The 16,153-nt window shown below is 69.7% G+C and carries 17 protein-coding genes; 11 read left to right on the top strand and 6 right to left on the bottom strand.

The features are described 5' to 3' along the window. Positions 1-189: 189 nt before the first annotated feature. The 4 genes from GGR16_RS01840 to GGR16_RS01825 all read right to left on the bottom strand — a co-directional run bounded on the left by GGR16_RS01840 (position 190) and on the right by GGR16_RS01825 (position 3,458). Positions 190-783 (bottom strand): histidine phosphatase family protein, encoded by a 594-nt coding sequence (locus GGR16_RS01840; RefSeq protein WP_183315552.1) that lies wholly within the window; start codon positions 781-783, stop codon positions 190-192. Continuing rightward, on the bottom strand, positions 780-1,577 hold the full coding sequence (gene fabI, locus GGR16_RS01835) for an enoyl-ACP reductase FabI (RefSeq protein WP_425486568.1): 798 nt from the start codon (positions 1,575-1,577) through the stop codon (positions 780-782). The genes GGR16_RS01840 and fabI overlap by 4 nt, the downstream gene beginning before the upstream one ends. Positions 1,578-1,977: 400 nt before the next feature. Further along, the gene (locus GGR16_RS01830) at positions 1,978-2,910 is read right to left on the bottom strand and encodes a DnaJ C-terminal domain-containing protein (protein WP_183315550.1); all 933 of its coding nucleotides are present in this window, start codon (positions 2,908-2,910) and stop codon (positions 1,978-1,980) included. Positions 2,911-3,008: 98 nt separating this feature from the next. Continuing rightward, positions 3,009-3,458 (bottom strand): RT0821/Lpp0805 family surface protein, encoded by a 450-nt coding sequence (locus GGR16_RS01825; protein ID WP_019401477.1) that lies wholly within the window; start codon positions 3,456-3,458, stop codon positions 3,009-3,011. Positions 3,459-3,547: 89 nt separating this feature from the next. Here GGR16_RS01825 and pdxH point away from each other — a divergent pair, with 89 nt between their 5' ends. The 7 genes from pdxH to GGR16_RS01790 all read left to right on the top strand — a co-directional run bounded on the left by pdxH (position 3,548) and on the right by GGR16_RS01790 (position 7,876). Further along, positions 3,548-4,162 (top strand): pyridoxamine 5'-phosphate oxidase, encoded by a 615-nt coding sequence (gene pdxH, locus GGR16_RS01820; protein WP_183315549.1) that lies wholly within the window; start codon positions 3,548-3,550, stop codon positions 4,160-4,162. A 45-nt stretch (positions 4,163-4,207) separates the two neighbouring features. Continuing rightward, positions 4,208-4,963 carry an SDR family NAD(P)-dependent oxidoreductase gene (locus GGR16_RS01815; protein ID WP_183315548.1) on the top strand — a complete coding sequence of 252 codons (756 nt, stop codon included), beginning with the start codon at positions 4,208-4,210 and terminating at the stop codon, positions 4,961-4,963. Between the two features lie 11 nt (positions 4,964-4,974). Further along, a complete protein-coding gene (locus GGR16_RS01810; protein ID WP_183315547.1) occupies positions 4,975-5,418 on the top strand; it encodes an NUDIX hydrolase in 444 nt (147 codons plus the stop codon). Next, entirely contained in the window at positions 5,415-5,828 is a 414-nt protein-coding gene (locus GGR16_RS01805) for a TIGR02301 family protein (protein ID WP_183315546.1), read from the top strand. Before GGR16_RS01810 ends, GGR16_RS01805 begins: the two co-directional genes overlap by 4 nt. Before the next feature lie 181 nt (positions 5,829-6,009). Next, positions 6,010-6,267: a hypothetical protein gene (locus GGR16_RS01800; RefSeq protein ID WP_019401472.1), complete on the top strand. Its 258-nt coding sequence runs from the start codon at positions 6,010-6,012 to the stop codon at positions 6,265-6,267. Positions 6,268-6,358: 91 nt separating this feature from the next. Further along, positions 6,359-7,240 (top strand): CAF17-like 4Fe-4S cluster assembly/insertion protein YgfZ, encoded by an 882-nt coding sequence (gene ygfZ / locus GGR16_RS01795; RefSeq protein WP_183315545.1) that lies wholly within the window; start codon positions 6,359-6,361, stop codon positions 7,238-7,240. A gap of 12 nt (positions 7,241-7,252) precedes the next feature. Beyond that, a complete protein-coding gene (locus GGR16_RS01790) occupies positions 7,253-7,876 on the top strand; it encodes a DNA-3-methyladenine glycosylase I (protein WP_183315544.1) in 624 nt (207 codons plus the stop codon). 57 nt (positions 7,877-7,933) lie between these two features. Here GGR16_RS01790 and GGR16_RS26370 read toward each other — a convergent pair whose 3' ends face one another. Together GGR16_RS26370 and GGR16_RS01780 are read right to left on the bottom strand one after the other, a co-directional pair. After that, positions 7,934-8,944, bottom strand: a complete 1,011-nt coding sequence (locus tag GGR16_RS26370; protein WP_281380516.1) for a YadA family autotransporter adhesin — start codon at positions 8,942-8,944, stop codon at positions 7,934-7,936. A gap of 447 nt (positions 8,945-9,391) precedes the next feature. After that, complete coding sequence (locus GGR16_RS01780; RefSeq protein WP_343059489.1) at positions 9,392-10,111, bottom strand: YadA family autotransporter adhesin; 720 nt, start codon at positions 10,109-10,111, stop codon at positions 9,392-9,394. A gap of 718 nt (positions 10,112-10,829) precedes the next feature. Between GGR16_RS01780 and GGR16_RS01775 the strand changes: the two genes are divergently transcribed. The 4 genes from GGR16_RS01775 (at position 10,830) to GGR16_RS01760 (ending at position 16,053) form a co-directional block, all read left to right on the top strand. After that, a complete protein-coding gene (locus GGR16_RS01775) occupies positions 10,830-11,438 on the top strand; it encodes a YfbR-like 5'-deoxynucleotidase (protein ID WP_183315543.1) in 609 nt (202 codons plus the stop codon). Positions 11,439-11,535: 97 nt separating this feature from the next. Beyond that, a complete protein-coding gene (locus tag GGR16_RS01770; RefSeq protein ID WP_183315542.1) occupies positions 11,536-12,051 on the top strand; it encodes a tyrosine phosphatase family protein in 516 nt (171 codons plus the stop codon). Between the two features lie 6 nt (positions 12,052-12,057). Then, positions 12,058-13,050, top strand: a complete 993-nt coding sequence (locus tag GGR16_RS01765; RefSeq protein ID WP_183315541.1) for an NUDIX hydrolase — start codon at positions 12,058-12,060, stop codon at positions 13,048-13,050. 117 nt (positions 13,051-13,167) lie between these two features. Continuing rightward, entirely contained in the window at positions 13,168-16,053 is a 2,886-nt protein-coding gene (locus GGR16_RS01760; protein ID WP_183315540.1) for a DUF2339 domain-containing protein, read from the top strand. Positions 16,054-16,153 lie beyond the last annotated feature (100 nt).

Genomic DNA, 16,153 nt, shown 5'->3' with positions numbered 1-16,153 from the left:
TCGGATCTTTCGGCGGGCAGCGACTGAACGCCTGCCTGCGGCACCGCCCCCCACCTCTGCCCCTCCCCGCCACTTCGTGGGGGGAGGGAGAAGAGGGAGCCGACGGTTCATCGTTTCGCGGCTCATCGTTTCGCGACGCGCCTAACCATCAGCACGGCTTCAGACGCGTTGGCCTAGATGCCAGCCCGCTCAGACCGGCTCCCAGCGGTGGGCGCCGGCGTCGAAGACGAGGATGCGGCCCTGCCAGATGTCGATGTGCGGCGCCTCGTGCGTCGCGACGCGGGAGAGGAGCGTCAGCACGGCGCGGGCGACGCCGCCGTGCGAGACGACGAGCGTGTCGCGGGTCAGGCCCTCGAGGAGCGGGCGCACGCGCGCCGCGACCGCGGCGTAGCTCTCGCCGCCCGGCGGCGTGAAGTGCCAGCAGTCGCGCTTGCGGGCGGCATAGAGGTCGGGCTCGCTCGTGCGCAGCTCCTTCCACGTCCGCCCTTCCCATTCGCCGAAGGAGATCTCGGCGAGGCGCGGCTCGAGGTGGTAGCCCTGCCGCGGCAGGCCGATGGCGTGGCGCAGCAGCTCCATCGTCTCGCGCGTGCGGGCGAGCGGGCTCGCGATGAAGTCGAGGCCCTCGCAACCGGGCACGAGATCGCGCAGGAGGCGCCCCACCGTCTGCGCCTGGCCGCGGCCGACGTCGTTGAGCGCCGTGTCGCGCTTGCCCTGCAGGCGCCCCTCGGCGTTCCAGTCCGTCTCGCCGTGGCGGACGAAGAAGAGACGCGGCCTTGCCGTCATTCCTTGCCGAGCACGATGTCGGGCGCGTCGGGGTTCTTCATGCCGACGACATGGTAGCCGGCGTCGACATGGTGGATCTCGCCGGTCACGCCGCGCGACATGTCGGACAGGAGATAGGCGGCCGTCTCGCCCACTTCCTCGATGGTCACCGTGCGACGCAACGGCGAGTTGTACTCGTTCCACTTGAGGATGTAGCGGAAGTCGCCGATGCCCGAGGCCGCGAGCGTCTTGATCGGCCCGGCCGAGATGGCGTTGACGCGGATGCCCTGCGGGCCGAGGTCGGCCGCGAGATAGCGCACGCTCGCCTCGAGCGCAGCCTTGGCGACGCCCATGACGTTGTAGTGCGGCATCCACTTCTCGGCGCCGTAATAGGTGAGCGTCAGCAGCGAGCCGCCGTCCTTCATCAGCTTCTCGGCACGCTGGGCGATGGCCGTCAGCGAGTAGCAGGAGATGAGCAGGCTCTTTGAAAAATTCTCCGGCGTCGTGTCGACATAGCGGCCGGTGAGCTCGTCCTTGTCCGAGAAGGCGATGGCGTGGACGAGGAAGTCGAGCTTGCCCCAGCGCTTCTCCACCTCGGCGAAGACGGCGTCGATCGTCGCCCCGTCGGTGACGTCGCAGTGCCCGACCACTTCGGCGCCGAGCTCCGCCGCCAGCGGCTCGACGCGCTTCTTCAGCGCATCGCCCTGATAGGTGAAGGCGAGCTCGGCCCCATGGGCGTGCGCGGCCTTGGCGATGCCCCAGGCAATGGAGCGGTTGTTGGCCACTCCCATGATGAGCCCGCGCTTGCCGGACATGATGGACGGGCGTGTCGCTGAGTTGTCTGCCATGGCCGTTCGAAATCTGATCTGTCTGAAAGCCGGATGGTCCGGAGCGGACGCGCATCATTAGCCGAGAGCGACGGCGGACGGAAGCCTCGGCGCGCGACTTCGATGTGGCAAGCCTTTCGCCTGGGCATAAGCGGCAGAGCGACGGGCAGCGCGCGCCGGGCTGATTCGGGTGGGCAGGAGAAGTGGCGATGCCCTACGGGCATCGGGGTCTTGCGCTGGGTCCCGGCTCGCATTCCGCTTCGCTGCACGCGTCCGGGGAACGAGTTTCTTTCGACGAACACCCTCGTTTCCCGGCCCGCATGCGCGAAGCGCAGGCGAGAGCCGGGAACCAGCACAAGAAGCCGAGCCGCAGGCTCGCCCGTGCCGCTCAGCTCTTGGCCGAGGCCGCCTCGCGCCACTTGCGCATGAGCGCGTCGAGCGCCGGGTCGGCGGCATCCGGCAGGACGATGTCGAGCGTGACGATGATGTCGCCCGGCCCGTCCTTCTCCGGGATGCCCTTGCCGCGCAGGCGGAAGCTCTTGCCACCGCTCGACATCGGCGGGATCGTCATGTTGACGGCGCCGTCGAGGGTCGGCACGCGCACCTTGGCGCCGAGCACCGCATCGGCCAGCGGCACCGGCAGGCGCAGGCGCAGGTTCTTGCCCTCCACCCGGAACTGCGGGTGCGGCGCCACGTGCACCGTGAGCAGGACGTCGCCCGGCTCGCCGCCGAAGGGGCTCGGCTCGCCGAGGCCGCGCAGGCGGATGGTCTTGCCGTCGCTGACGCCCTTGGGCAGGTTGACCTCGACCTCGCGGCCGGTGGTGAAGTTGATGCGCCGCTTGCCGCCGTGCACCGCCTCCTCGAGCGTGACGGTGATGTCGGCCTTCACGTCCTCGCCGCGCGGATGGTGGGCGCGGCCGCGACCGGTGTCCCCTGCCCGGCCGGCGTTGCGCATCGCCTCGCCGAAGAGATCCGAGAAGAAGTCCTGCGGGTCGAAGCCGGCGCCTGCGCCCGGCCCGGAGCGGCGGAAGTCGAAGCCGCCGTGCTGGCCACGCCCGGCGCCGGCACCCGAGAACCCGTCGAAGCCGTGGAAGCGCGGCTTGCCCTCGGCGTCGATCTCGCCGCGGTCGAACTGGGCGCGCTTCTCCTTGTCGCCGAGGATCTCGTAGGCGGCATTGACCTCGGCGAACTTCTCCTGGGCCTTGGGATCATCCTTGTTCTGGTCGGGATGATAGGCCTTGGCGAGCTTGCGGAACGCCTTCTTGACGTCCGTGTCGCTCGCCGATCTGGCAATACCGAGAATGCTGTATGGATCGCGCATGGATATCCTGTCAGGGAGCGGGGTACCGCAACCAATCCCCTCCCATATGGGGCAACTGTTGCACGGCTGCAACGGTTATTGCGCGCTTCCGGGCAGCCTCAGGCAGGCTTGCGCCAGGGCTTCACCTCGGTGATGGACCAGCCGCCGCCGGACGGCCGGCAGGCGGTGCCCTGCATGGCCTGGGCCCCGACCTGCAGCGACAGGTCGGCGAGGAAGGCGCGGCACACGTCGCCGTCCTTCACATAGGGCTGTCCGAGCGGCAGGAAAGCCCCCTTGGCGCCGGTCTCCGGGTTGTCCCACGAGGCGCTCGTGCCGTTGCCGAAGGGGTCGAGCGCGACCTCGAGGGCGCTCCTGGCGCGCCGCCAGTCCTCCGTCGTCAGCTCGGGCGACAGGGGCGAGGGAGCGGGCGAGACCGAACTCGTCGTCGCCACGTCGTCACCGACGAGGGAGCCGAGCGGAAAGGAGATGCTGCAGCCGCCCGCAGCCAGCGCCGCCGCGAGCGCGGCAGCGAGTGCGACGCCACGACCTGCGTGAATGCCTTCGCACAACGACGCTGTTCTCTTATAAGAGCTGCGCATATCGCCCCGGGTCACGAGCCGCCTCGCCGATCCATCCGAATCCGTCAGGAATTTAAGCCGTGGAAGCGTTAACGAGCGGTGACTTCTCCAACGAAACCGATCCCTTCGGGCTCTTCGCCCGCTGGCTGGAGGACGCGACGGCGAGCGAGCCGAACGATCCCAACGCCATGGCGCTCGCCACGGTGGACGCGGACGGCCTGCCGGACGCGCGCATGGTGCTGCTGAAGGGCTTCGACGGGCAGGGCTTCGTCTTCTACACCAATGCCGAGAGCGCCAAGGGGCGCGAGCTCGCCGCCGTGCCGAAGGCCGCCCTCCTCTTCCACTGGAAGAGCCTGCGCCGGCAGGTGCGCGTGCGCGGCCCGGTGGAGAACGTCACCGATGCCGAGGCGGATGCCTATTTCGCCTCGCGCCCGCGCGGCAGCCGCATCGGCGCCTGGGCCTCGCAGCAGTCCCGTCCGCTCGAGAGCCGCTTCGCCCTCGAGAAGGCGGTTGCCGTCTATACGGCGAAGTTCGGCGTCGGCGAGATCCCGCGCCCCGCCTACTGGCGCGGCTTCCGGGTGCGGCCGGTCGCCATCGAGTTCTGGCACGACCGGCCGTTCCGCCTGCACGACCGCATCCGCTTCCACCGCCCGGCGCCGGATGGCGCGTGGCAGCGCGAGCGCCTATATCCCTGAAGGCCGAACCCTTCGACGCCCCGATCATCACCAGGACGAACCGCCATGCCCCCATCCACCAATGCGACCCGGCGCGTGATGCTCCTGACCGGGGCGAGCCGCGGCATCGGCCATGCGACGGTCAAGCGCTTCTCGGCCGCCGGCTGGCGGGTCATCACCTGCTCGCGCCATTCCTTCCCGGAGGAATGCCCGTGGGAGATGGGCCCGGAAGACCACATCCAGGTCGATCTCGCCGATCCCGAGAACACCATGGAGGCGATCGAGGAGATCAAGCGCCGCCTCGAGCCCGAGGGCGCCGTGCTGCACGCGCTCGTCAACAATGCCGGCATCTCGCCGAAGGGCCCGGGCGGCTCGCGGCTCGGCACCATGAACACGCGCCTCGAGGACTGGAAGCAGGTCTTCCAGGTGAATTTCTTCGCCCCGATCATGCTCGCGCGGGGACTGGTGGAAGAACTCGCCCGCACGCGTGGCTCCGTCGTCAACGTCACCTCCATCGCCGGCTCGCGCGTCCACCCCTTCGCGGGCGCGGCCTACGCCACCTCCAAATCCGCGCTCGCCGGGCTGACGCGCGAGATGGCGGCGGATTTCGGCCAGCGCGGCATCCGCGTCAACGCCATCTCGCCGGGCGAGATCGACACCGCCATCCTGTCGCCGGGCACGGAGAAGCTCGTCGAGCAGATCCCGCTGCGCCGGCTCGGCACGCCCGACGAGGTGGCCAAGGCCATCTACTTCCTGTGCACGGAGGCCTCCTCCTACGTGAACGGCGCCGAGCTGCACATCAACGGCGGCCAGCACGTGTAGAGCGCTCGGCCATGCCCGAAGACCGCCGCTATCCGGCCCGCCCCTTCCTCGCCGCGAGCGTGGCGACCTTCCGCGACGGGCGGGTGCTGATCGCGACGCGGGGCCGCCCGCCGATGGAGGCGTGCTGGAGCCTGCCGGGCGGGCTCGTCGAGCCGGGGGAGAACCTCCGCGAGGCCGCCCTCCGGGAACTGCGCGAGGAGGTGGGCGTCGAGGCCGAGATCGCCGCCTTCGTCGACCATGTCGAGATCATCGAGCGGGACGCGACCGGCGTCGTGCATCATTTCGTCATCGCCGCCTTCGCCGCCCGCTGGCGCGGCGGCGAGCCGGCCCCCGGTCCCGAAGCGGGGGCGGTGCGCTGGGCCCTGCCGGACGAGGTGGCGCAGTTGCGCACGACGCCGGGCCTTGCCGCCATCGTCGCCCGCGCCGCCGCCATGCTCGACGAGGGGCCACCATGAGACCCGCCATCCTCGCTGCCTGCCTCGCCGCTGCGGCGGCCCTTGCCCCGGCCGCCCTCGCCCAGCCGCGCCCGCCCGCGGAGGCGCCGGAGAGCGGCGTGGAGGCACCGCCGCCCTACGAGGCCGACATGCAGCGCCTCGCCCGCGTGCTCGGCGTGCTCACCTTCATCGACGGGCTGTGCGAAGAGGCCGATGCGCAGCAATGGCGCGAGCGAATGGCGGACCTGCTCGATGCAGAAGGCGCGAGCCCGCAACGGCGCGAGCGCCTCGCCGGCGCCTACAACCGCGGCTATCGCAGCTATGCCCTGACCTACCGGCGCTGCACCGATGCGGCGCGGGCGGCGCGCGCCCTGCACGTCGCCGAGGGCCAGCGCCTGACGCGGACTCTGGCGACCCGCTTCGGCCAGTGACCGCACGATGCAGCTGTCGCAGCCAGGTGCGCTCGGGCGCTCCAGCCATGTGCCCTGTGGATTGCAGGCATTTTCCCCGCGCTGTTAACCTCGCGTAAAGAAGCCGCTAGAGTGCCGGCCCGGGGCTGCTAGAGTGTGTGGACCGGCGGCAGCGCGCCACGGGTTGCGTAACGGCAGGAACATGGACGAATTCAACCAGCACGACGACGACTTCCTCGGGGCCGCCGAGGAGAAGCGCGCTGCGCTCACCTATCTGAGCGAGGCCTTCGCCGAGGCGCAGCTCGACGGCCTCGACGGCGACTGCGTGGCCCATGCCGCGCTGTTCGCCGCCTTCCAGGAGCTCGTCAGCACCTATGGCGAGGAAGCGGTGGCGGATTTTGCGGAGCGCCTGCCGGAGCGCATCCGCGGCGGTGCCTTTTCCACCGCCAGCAAGCACTGACCTAACCGGCCAGACGGGCATCCTCTCGAAACCGGGTTGAGCGGCGCACGCCCTCCCCCTATCTCTCCAGCGAGATCGGACGGAGGGCTGAATGCCGAGGACTTTTCTGCCGGACAGGGGCGTCGTCAGGGTGGCGGGCGAGGACGCCCGCACCTTCCTCGACGGCATCGTCACCAGCGCCGTCGCGGACGTTGCGCCCGGAACGGCCCGGTGGGCGGCGCTGCTGACGCCGCAGGGCAAGATCCTCTTCGACTTCCTCGTCCTCGCCGTGCCGGAGGGCGATGGCGGCGGCTATCTGCTCGAAGCGCCGCGGGCGCTTGCGCAGGACCTCGTCAAGCGCCTCGCCTTCTACAAGCTGCGCGCCAAGGTGACGATCGCCGACGAGAGCGAGGCGCTCGCCGTCGCCGCCCTGTGGGGCGACGAGACGGCAGCGCCCGGCCAGGTCTACGAAGACCCGCGCCTCGCCGCTCTCGGCCGACGTGTCATTGGCCCGCGGGCGGAAATCGAGGCCTTCGGTGAGGCGGCGCTCGCCGACTACCACGCCATGCGCATCGCGGCGGGCGTGCCGGAGGGCGGCAAGGATTTCACCTATGGCGAAGCCTTCCCGCACGAGGTGCTGATGGACCAGCTCGGCGGCGTGTCCTTCGACAAGGGCTGCTATGTCGGCCAGGAGGTGGTGTCACGCATGCAGCACCGCGGCACCGCCCGCACGCGCATCGTGCCCGTCGTCTTCACCGAAGGCTTCGTGCCGGAGGACGGGGCCGCGGTCGTCGCCGGCGAGAAGACGCTCGGCCACGTCGGCTCCTGCGCCCGCGGGCGCGGCCTCGCCATGCTGCGGCTCGACCGCGTGGCGGATGCGCTCGCCGCGGGCATGACGCCGACCGCCGGCGGCCTCGCCCTCACCCTTGAGAAGCCGGGATTTGCCACCTTCGCCTTCCCCGGCGGATCGGCTCCGGATACGGCGCAGGGATGACGGAGGGGGGGCATGAACGACGTGGTGAAGGCGGATCTCATCCTGCACGAGGACGGCAAGTGGCGCTGCCGCTGGCCGGGCGTCGACCCGCTCTACGTGACCTACCACGACACCGAGTGGGGCGTGCCGGAGTATGACGACCGCGCGCTCTTCGAAAAGCTGATCCTCGACGGCTTCCAGGCCGGCCTGTCGTGGATCACCATCCTGCGCAAGCGCGACAATTTCCGCAGAGCCTTCGACGGCTTCGATCCCGAGGCCATCGTGCGCTATGACGATGCGAAGCTCGCGGCGCTGATGCAGGACGCCGGCATCGTGCGCAACCGGGCCAAGATCGCCGGCACCGTGCAGAGCGCCCGCGCCTGGCTCGCCATCATGGAGCGCGACGGCTTCAGCAACTTCCTCTGGGGCTTCCTCGACGGGCGGGCGCGGCAGAACAGCTTCTCCGCCATGGCGCAGGTGCCGGCCGAGACGGCGGAATCGCGCGCGATGTCGAAGGCGCTGAAACAAGCCGGCTTCAACTTCTGCGGCCCCACCATCGTCTATGCCTTCATGCAGGCGGTGGGCATGGTGAACGACCATCTCGTCGGCTGCTACCGTCGCGACGAATGCGCCGCGCTCGCCCGCGACACGCGGTGAGCGGCCGGCCCGGCGCGCCACGGGGACGACCCCGGGCGCGCCAGGCAGCCTGTCCGCCTAGAACTCCCCCTGCAGGCCGACGCGCGCGGCATGGGACTTGCCGCCGCCGTAGGCGTAGCCGGCGGTCAGGGCGATGGGGGCGGGCGTGTCGAAGCGATAGGCCAGGGAGCCGCCGAAGGCATATTCGCCCTTGAAGGTGGCGAGGTTCATGGCCCAGCTCATGCGACCGGGCGCCGACGGCATGGGCGCGGTCGTCATGGCGATGGCAGCTGCGACGCCCTGGCGGGCTTCCCTGCGCGTCTCGAGCACGGTCCCCTGCAGGATGTTCATCCGCTCGTTCAATGCACTTTCCACATCCCGCAGCTGGCCGACATTGACCGCGTCGGTGCGGTCGACGCCCGCGGCGACATTGACGATGCGCCGCTCGTCCCCGACCGCACCGACCGACACGGTATTGGCCTGGTCGGCCACCGAGCCGGCGCCGAGCGCGACCGCTCCTTCCGCCGTCGCTTGCGAGCCGGCGCCGAATGCCAAGGCATCGGCCTCGCTCGCCACCGCGCCCGGCCCGATGGCCGCCGCATTGGCGCCGGAGGCCGAGGTCGTGCTGTCCCCGACTGCGAAATGGTTGGCATAGATCGTCGTGGTCGAATCGGTGTGGCCGGCATCGCCGATCCAGACGTTCGACTGGTTGGCGTTGTCGGCATTGCCGACGAAATAGTTGCGTACGGGCTGACCCGATGCGCCGCCGCCGCGCAGTACCATGTTCTCATCGGCCACGTGGGAGTCGGGATTCGCTGTAAAAGTGAGGCCGTTCTGTCCCGGCGCCGCACAGGCATAGGCCCCCGGCTCATTTGCGCAGGAAAGCTGCGCCTGGGCGTCGGACGAAGAGAGAACCAATCCCCCTAGTCCCGCCGCCAAACAGGAAACGACCGCAAGCCCCCTGACGTCGCCTCGCCGCCCGGTTAGAATATCGGACATGCAAACCAGATAATCTCCCAACAAAATCCGCAAATATCGCTGGAACAAAATAGCAATCATTTCCGCAGTGTTATTGACGATATACATCATACAATTTTTTTCAGGATAAAATACACTATAGTTTATGCAGTTAAATGCCACCGCTATGGGTGCTCTAGTATGTAAATTGCCGGAGAAATTCACGTGTCTTTTTATCATAATAGCCATGAGTTTTTCCTTTTTATTATTTATTTAATTAATTTTATATCGGCTGCATGATATGAACACGCACAAAATCCATATACAAGTTTGTATTTCTTATTTGTTAGAGTATTCCACTGAGCCGGCATTAATCATGCTCGCTTTTTATAATTATCCTGCAGACCAGACATGCTTATTGGCGCTCAGCTGCACTACGTCTGCGGGCACAAAATCGTTCCCTGCCGTCACCTGCAGGTAAACCCAGAGAGCGGACATGCGCCGCCCGCGACACGCGGTGAGCGGCCGGCCCGGCGCGCCACGGGGGACGACCCCGGGCGCGCCGAGCGGCCTTTCCGCCTAGAACTCCCCCTGCAGGCCGACGCGCGCGGCGTGGGACTTGCCGCCGCCATAGGCGTAGCCGGCGGTCAGGGCGATGGGGATCGGCGCGTCGAAACGATAGGCCAGCGAGCCGCCGGAGGCATATTCGCCCTTGAAGGTGGCGAGGTTCATGGCCCAGCTCATGCGCCCCGGCGCCGACGGCATGGGCGCGGTCGTCATGGCGATGGCGGCGGCGACGCCCTGGCGGGCTTCCCTGCGCGTCTCAAGCACGGTCCCCTGCAGGATGGTCATGCGCTCGTTCAATGCACTTTCCACGTCCCGCAACTGGCCGACATTGACCGCGTCGGTGCGGTCGACGCCCGGAGCGACATTGACGACGCGCCGCTCGTCCCCGACCGCGCCGACCGACACGGTATTGGCCTGGTCGGCCACCGAGCCGGCGCCGAGCGCGACCGCTCCTTCCGCCGTCGCTTGCGAGCCGGCGCCGAATGCCAGCGCATCGGCCTCGCTCGCCACCGCGCCCGGACTGATGGCGGCCGCATTGGCGCCGGAGGCCGAGGTCGTGCTGTCACCGACAGCGAAGTGGTTGGCATAGATCGTCGTGGTCGAATCGGTGTGGCCGGCATCGCCGATCCAGACGTTCGACTGGTTGGCGTTGTCGGCATTGCCGACGAAATAGTTGCGCACCGGCTGACCCGCCACGCCACCGCCGCGCAATACCATGTTCTCATCGGCCACGATGGAATCGGGATTCGCCGTGAGCGTGAGGCCGTTCTTGGATGGCGGCTCGCATGAATAGTTTGCGCCGTTGGTGCAGGCGAGTTGCGCGCGGGATTCCCCGGGGCTCAAGCAGGATAAAATCGCGACCGACGCGACAAGATACCTGAGCGCGATTGCCCGAATCCCTATTCCCTCCCTTCTCGGCAGGAGCACCTGCATCGTCGGGACGAATTCGATCGTCCGCGGCGACGAGCCACGGAAACGCATCTCTGAAAGTTTCATTATGTTTCTCGCCTGATCGCTGCTTCTTCGCGCGACCCCGCTCTCCCCGAGAAGAGAAGAAAGACACCATTGCTTATGGGAGTTGAAGCATAGGCGCCCCATCGAGCGGCCTTGACCGCCCTGATATATCAATTCTCGGGTTAATCAGGTTCATCCGCAAAGTAGTGGCGCGACGATTACAATAATTTTCTATTCGCGCCTCGCAATGTGCGTCACGGTCGGTGGCAAACGGCGCCCTCTCGTTCGTCTTCAAGGCCGAGCGCCGCCGCCATGCCGCCGCCGGCGTCTTGCCCGCATGCTTCATGGTGCTAGGTAGGGAGCGAGCCGAGCGGTTCCGGCCTGTTTCGGCATGCCTGACGGGAAGGAAGAGGAGATCCCTGTTGCACGGATTGTCGCGAGCGTTTTCTCCGGCCCGCCCGACCGTGGAATGCGTGCCCGCAGCACGTGGTGGGCGATGAGCGGCAAGCCAGCCAAGCCCCCGCGCGCCTGGCAGCGCATGCTGTCCGGGCGGCGGCTCGACCTGCTCGACCCCTCCCCGCTCGATGTCGAGATCGAGGACATCGCCCATGGCCTTGCCCGCGTCGCGCGCTGGAACGGGCAGACCGTCGGCCCGCACATCTTCTCGGTCGCGCAGCATTCGCTGCTGGTCGATGCGATCGCCGAGCACGTCCATCCGGATCTCGACGCCCGTGCGCGCCTCGTCGTGCTGCTGCACGATGCGGCGGAATATGTCATCGGCGACATGATCTCGCCCTTCAAGGCGGTGCTCGGCGGCAATTACAAGGACGTCGAGCACCGGCTGGCAGCGGCGATCCACCTGCGCTTCGGCCTGCCGGCGACCACGCCGGCCGCGCTCGTCAGGGCAACGAAGCGCGCCGACAGGATCGCCGCCTTCCTCGAGGCGACGCGCCTGGCCGGCTTTGCCCGCGAGGAAGCGCTGGCGTTCTTCGGCCGCCCGGCGCCGCTGCCGCCGACCATCGACCGCTTCCTCGCGCCCTGGTCGGCCGATGAGGCGCAGACGCGGTTTCTCGCCCGCTTCAACGCGCTCGCCGCCCCGCCCTGATCGGCCGCGCCGATCCACAGCTCAGAATCGCCGCCGTCATCGAATCGCCCCACTATCGTCATCGAGATCAGGGAGCGTTTGCGGAGGTTCGACGACGATGCCGGCCCTTCACGTGTGTCCCCTCTCGCGCCTTGCCGAAACGGTGGCTGCCGTGCGCGCGAGCCACGTGCTGACGCTGATCAATGCGGCGACGCCCGTGCCGCGGCCCGACGGAATCGGGCCGGAACAGCACCTCTTCATCGGCGTCAGCGACATCATCGAGGCGATGGACGGGCACATCCTGCCCGGCGAGGAGCACGCCCGGCAGGTCATCGGCTTCGTGCGCGGCTGGGACCGGGCAAGGCCCATGGTCGTGCACTGCTATGCGGGCATCAGCCGCTCCACCGCCGCGGCCTACATCGGCCTGTGCGCGCTGCGGCCCGACCTCGACGAGCTCCTCCTCGCCGAGCGCCTGCGCCAGGCGGCACCGAGCGCGACCCCCAATGCCCGGCTCGTGGCGGCGGCCGACAAGCTGCTCGACCGGCGCGGCCGCATGAGCGAGGCCGTCGCCGCCATCGGCCGCGGCGTGGATGCCTTCGAGGGCACGCCCTTCGCCCTCCCTCTCGACCGCTGAACGGCCATGACGGAGGCCAGCCCGCCCCTCCCGCGGCCTGCCATCGAGATCGGCCTCGCCGCGGCCATCGTGGCCGTCGAGGGCGAGACGCCGCAGATCCTCGTCGCGCATCATCCGGACGCGGAGGTGCCGGCCCTGCCGGCGGGGCCGTTCGATCCGCTCGCCCACCGCACCTTCGAGGTCGGCCTGCGCGCCTGGGTGCGGGAACAGACGGGCCTGGCGCTGGGTTATGTCGAGCAGCTCTACACCTTCGGCGACCGGGGGCGCGGCGCCGCCGCCGGCGACATCGGCCCGCACGTCGTCTCCGTCGGCTATCTCGCGCTCACCCGCGGGCTCGCCGGCGCGGCAGCCCCTGCAGGCGATGCCGGCTTCCTGCCGTGGTACGACTTCTTCCCCTGGGAGGACTGGCGCACGGGCCAGCCCGCCATCCTGCCGGCGCACATCCTGCCGCAGCTGAAGGAATGGGCCGGGACGCCGCACGCCGATGACGGCCAGCAGATCCGCGCGCTCACGCGCGAGGAGCGGCTGCGCCTGTGCTTCGGCTGCGACGGCAGCCCGTGGGACGAGGAAAAGGCGCTGGAGCGCTACGAACTCCTCTACGAGGCCGGGCTCGTCGCCGAGGCGGCGCGCGACGGCAGGCCGGCGGCGCTGGCGCGCGCCAGCCTGCCACCGCTCGGCAAGCCGCTCGCCTATGACCACCGGCGCATCCTCGCGACGGCCATCAGCCGCCTCAGGGCCAAGCTCAAGTACCGCCCCGTCGTCTTCGAGCTGATGCCCGAGCGCTTCACCCTGACGGCTCTGCAGACGAGCGTCGAGGCCATCACCGGCCGCCACCTGCACAAGCAGAACTTCCGCCGCCTCGTCGAGGCGACCTCCCTCGTCGAGCCGACCGGGGAGATGATGCCGACGGCGGGGCGCCCCGCCGCGCTCTTCCGCTTCCGCCGCGAGGTGCTGCAGGAGCGGCCGGCGCCGGGCCTGCGCCTCGGCACGCGGGCCTGACCCAGGATCGGGATTACGCGCCACGAGGCCTGAGGTGCGCCTGCGCACAGCGGGCGCCGCTTTGCATCGACGACCATCCCGCGGCAAAGTGCACTGATCTTTCTGGGGGGAACCGCCGTGGGCGACGATTCGGTCATTGCGCTCATCGTTCTGATCGCGCTCGCAGTGCCTGTCGCGGCGATAGCAGGCTTCTTCATGGCGCTCGGGCTGCGTGGCCGCACGTCGGCGCTCGAGGCGCGGCTCGGGGTGCTGGAGCTGAAGCTCGCCGAGGCGGGCATCGTGGTGCCGGTTGTCTCCGGCGACGCCTTCTCCGGCCTGGAACGGCCGGCCCCCGCCCCGGAAGAAGAGCCGCAAGCCGCGCCGCCTCCCGAGCCGGCGACCGAACCCGAAGGCCCGCTCCCGCCGGACGAGCCTGCGGAAGAGCCCGCACCCGACCTGGTGCCCGCGGCGGCTGCAACGGCTGCGCCGCAGGCCGGGCTCGAGGAGCGGCTCGGCTCGCGCTGGGCCGTGTGGGTCGGCGGCGTCGCCCTGGCGCTCGGCGGCGTCCTGCTCGTGCGCTATTCCATCGAGGAAGGCTATTTCGGCCCGGCCGCGCGCATCTTCGCCGGCCTCGCCACGGCGCTGGCGCTGATCGCCGGCGGCGAATGGCTGCGGCGGCGCGAGCGGGGCGAGGAGGCGTCCGCCCTTTCCACCGCCGGCGTCTCCACCGCGCATGTGCCGAGCGTGCTGACGGCCGCCGGCACCATGACGGCCTTCGCCAGCGTCTACGCCGCCCATGCGCTCTACGGCTTCATCGGCCCGGCCTTCGCCTTCGTGCTGCTCGGCCTCATCGGCGTCGCGACCATGGTAGCGGCGGCCCTGCACGGGCCGGCGCTCGCTGCCCTCGGCCTTCTCGGCGCGCTCGCGGCGCCGCTCCTCGTCACGAGCGACGATCCGCAGCCATGGCCGGTGGTGATCTATCTCGTCGCCGTGGTCGCGGCGGCCTATGGCCTCGCGCGGCTGCGCCTGTGGCGGTGGCTTGCCTATTCGGCAGCCGGCGGCGCCCTGCTGTGGGGCTGGCTCGTGGTGACGAGCGTCGGCAGCGCCGATGCCCTGCCCGCCATGGTGCTGGTGCTGGCGCAGACGGTGCTCGCGGTCGTGTTCCTCGTCGCGCTGCCGCACGGCGGCGCTCTGCCCGTCACGGCTGGCATTCCCGTGGCCGAGGCGGAGGGAGAGCCTACGGCCGAAACCGGCGAGGACGGCGGCGATGCCGAAGCGGCCGTGCCGGCCGAACCCAAGGCGGAGCCGCCCTTCTGGACCTGGCCGCTCGACATTCCGGCCCTCGCCGTGCTGAGCGCCTTCGGCGCGCTCGCCATCCTCGCGGGTGATCTCGCCGGCGGCGGCGGGCGGGCGACCTTCTCGGGTGCGATGGTCGCCATCCTCCTCGTCACCGGCTTCGCCTATGCCGCAGCGGCCGGCGCGGGCCTGATCGCGGCCCTCGTCGCGGCCGGCTGCCTCGCCTTCTGGCCCGTCGCGCGCCTCGCCATGCTCGACCCGGGCGGCGCCTCCCTGCCCGGCGGCCCGGCGTTCGCGCCGGGCGAGCAGCCGGCGGCCCTCAGCCTCTATCTCGTTTTCGCCGTCGCGGCGGGGCTGGCGCTCCTCGCGGCAGCCGTGCGACGCCTGATGCGCGGCGAAGACCTGCCGCTCGTCTCGGCGGCGTGCCATGCGGCCGCCGGCACGACCGGCGTCCTCGCCCTGCTCGTCATCGCCTATTGGCGCGTCACCGCCTTCGATACGAGCGTGCCCTTCGCGCTTGCCGCGGCCGTCCTCGCACTTCTCTTCACGGGTGCCGCCCGGCTGCTGCACGGGGATGACGGCGAAGCCCGGCCGGTCGCGGCGCTCGGCACGGGGGCGATGGCGGCGGCCGCGCTCGCGGCCCTCGCGCTCGGCCTCACCTTCGCGCTCGAAAAGGGCATGCTCACCGTCGCCTTCGCCCTGTCGGCGCTCGGCACCGCCTTCGTCTCACAACGCATCGCGGTGCCGGTGCTGCGCTATGCCGTCGGCGCCACCGGCCTCCTCGTCCTCGGCCGTGTCGTCTGGGACCCGGCCATCGCGGGCGACGCCCTCGGCACCACGCCGATCTTCAACTGGCTGCTGTGGGGCTATGGCGTGCCCGCGCTCGCCTTCGCGCTGGCCGCCCGGGTGCTCGCCATGAGCGGGCGGGACCGGGTGACGCAGCTGTGCGAGAGCCTCGCCATCCTGTTCTCCGCCTTGCTGGTCTTCTTCGAGATCCGCCACGCGCTGCACGACGGCGATCCCTTCGCGCCCGATTCCGGCTTCGTCGAGATGGGGCTGATGGCGACGGCGGGCCTTGCCTTCTCGATCGTGCTGATGCGGCTCGAGCTGCACCGTGCCGATCCGGTCTACCACTTCGCCGGGCTCGCCTTCGGCGTGCTGACGCTCATCGTCGCCGGCATCGGCCTCCTCCTCGGCGAAAATCCGCTGTTCACGGACGAGCCCATCCTCGGCGGCGCCGTCTTCAACACGCTCGTCCTCGCCTATCTCGTGCCGGCCGTCATGGCCGCCGGCCTCGCCTGGCTCGCGCGGGCGCACCGGCCGACCTGGTACGTGCGCAGCGCGCTGGCGCTGGCGCTGCTCCTGCACCTCGCCTTCACCGTCAACGTCATCCGCTTCCTCTTCCAGGGGCCGCAGATCGCGCTCTGGCGGCAGACGGGCGAGGCCGAGCTGTGGACCTATTCCGCCGCGCTCGTCGTCATCGGCGTCGCCATCCTCGCCGTCGGGCTGTGGCGCAACTGGCGCTTCGCGCGCCTCGCCTCGGCGCCCTACATCCTCATCGCCGTCGTCAAGGTCTTCGTCGTCGACCTGTCGAGCCTGGAGGGCGTGCTCCGGGCCCTGTCGTTCATCGGCCTCGGCCTCGTGCTCGTCGGCATCGGCCTCGCCTACCAGAAGCTGCTGCGCCGGAGCGGAGGCACGGCGCCGGCAGCCGACGGCACGGTTTCGTGACGCGCGCCGCAGGAGGAGCACCCACCTTCGACGTGCAACCTGCGGCTGCTTCAACCATGATGGGGTTGCCTCGCGCCGAAGGGAACGCGATAACCCTCAT

Origin of the sequence: Chelatococcus caeni (assembly GCF_014196925.1) — a bacterium.
GTDB classification, from domain to species: Bacteria; Pseudomonadota; Alphaproteobacteria; order Rhizobiales; family Beijerinckiaceae; genus Chelatococcus_A; species Chelatococcus_A caeni.
This window is presented reverse-complemented; position numbering and strand designations above follow the sequence as displayed.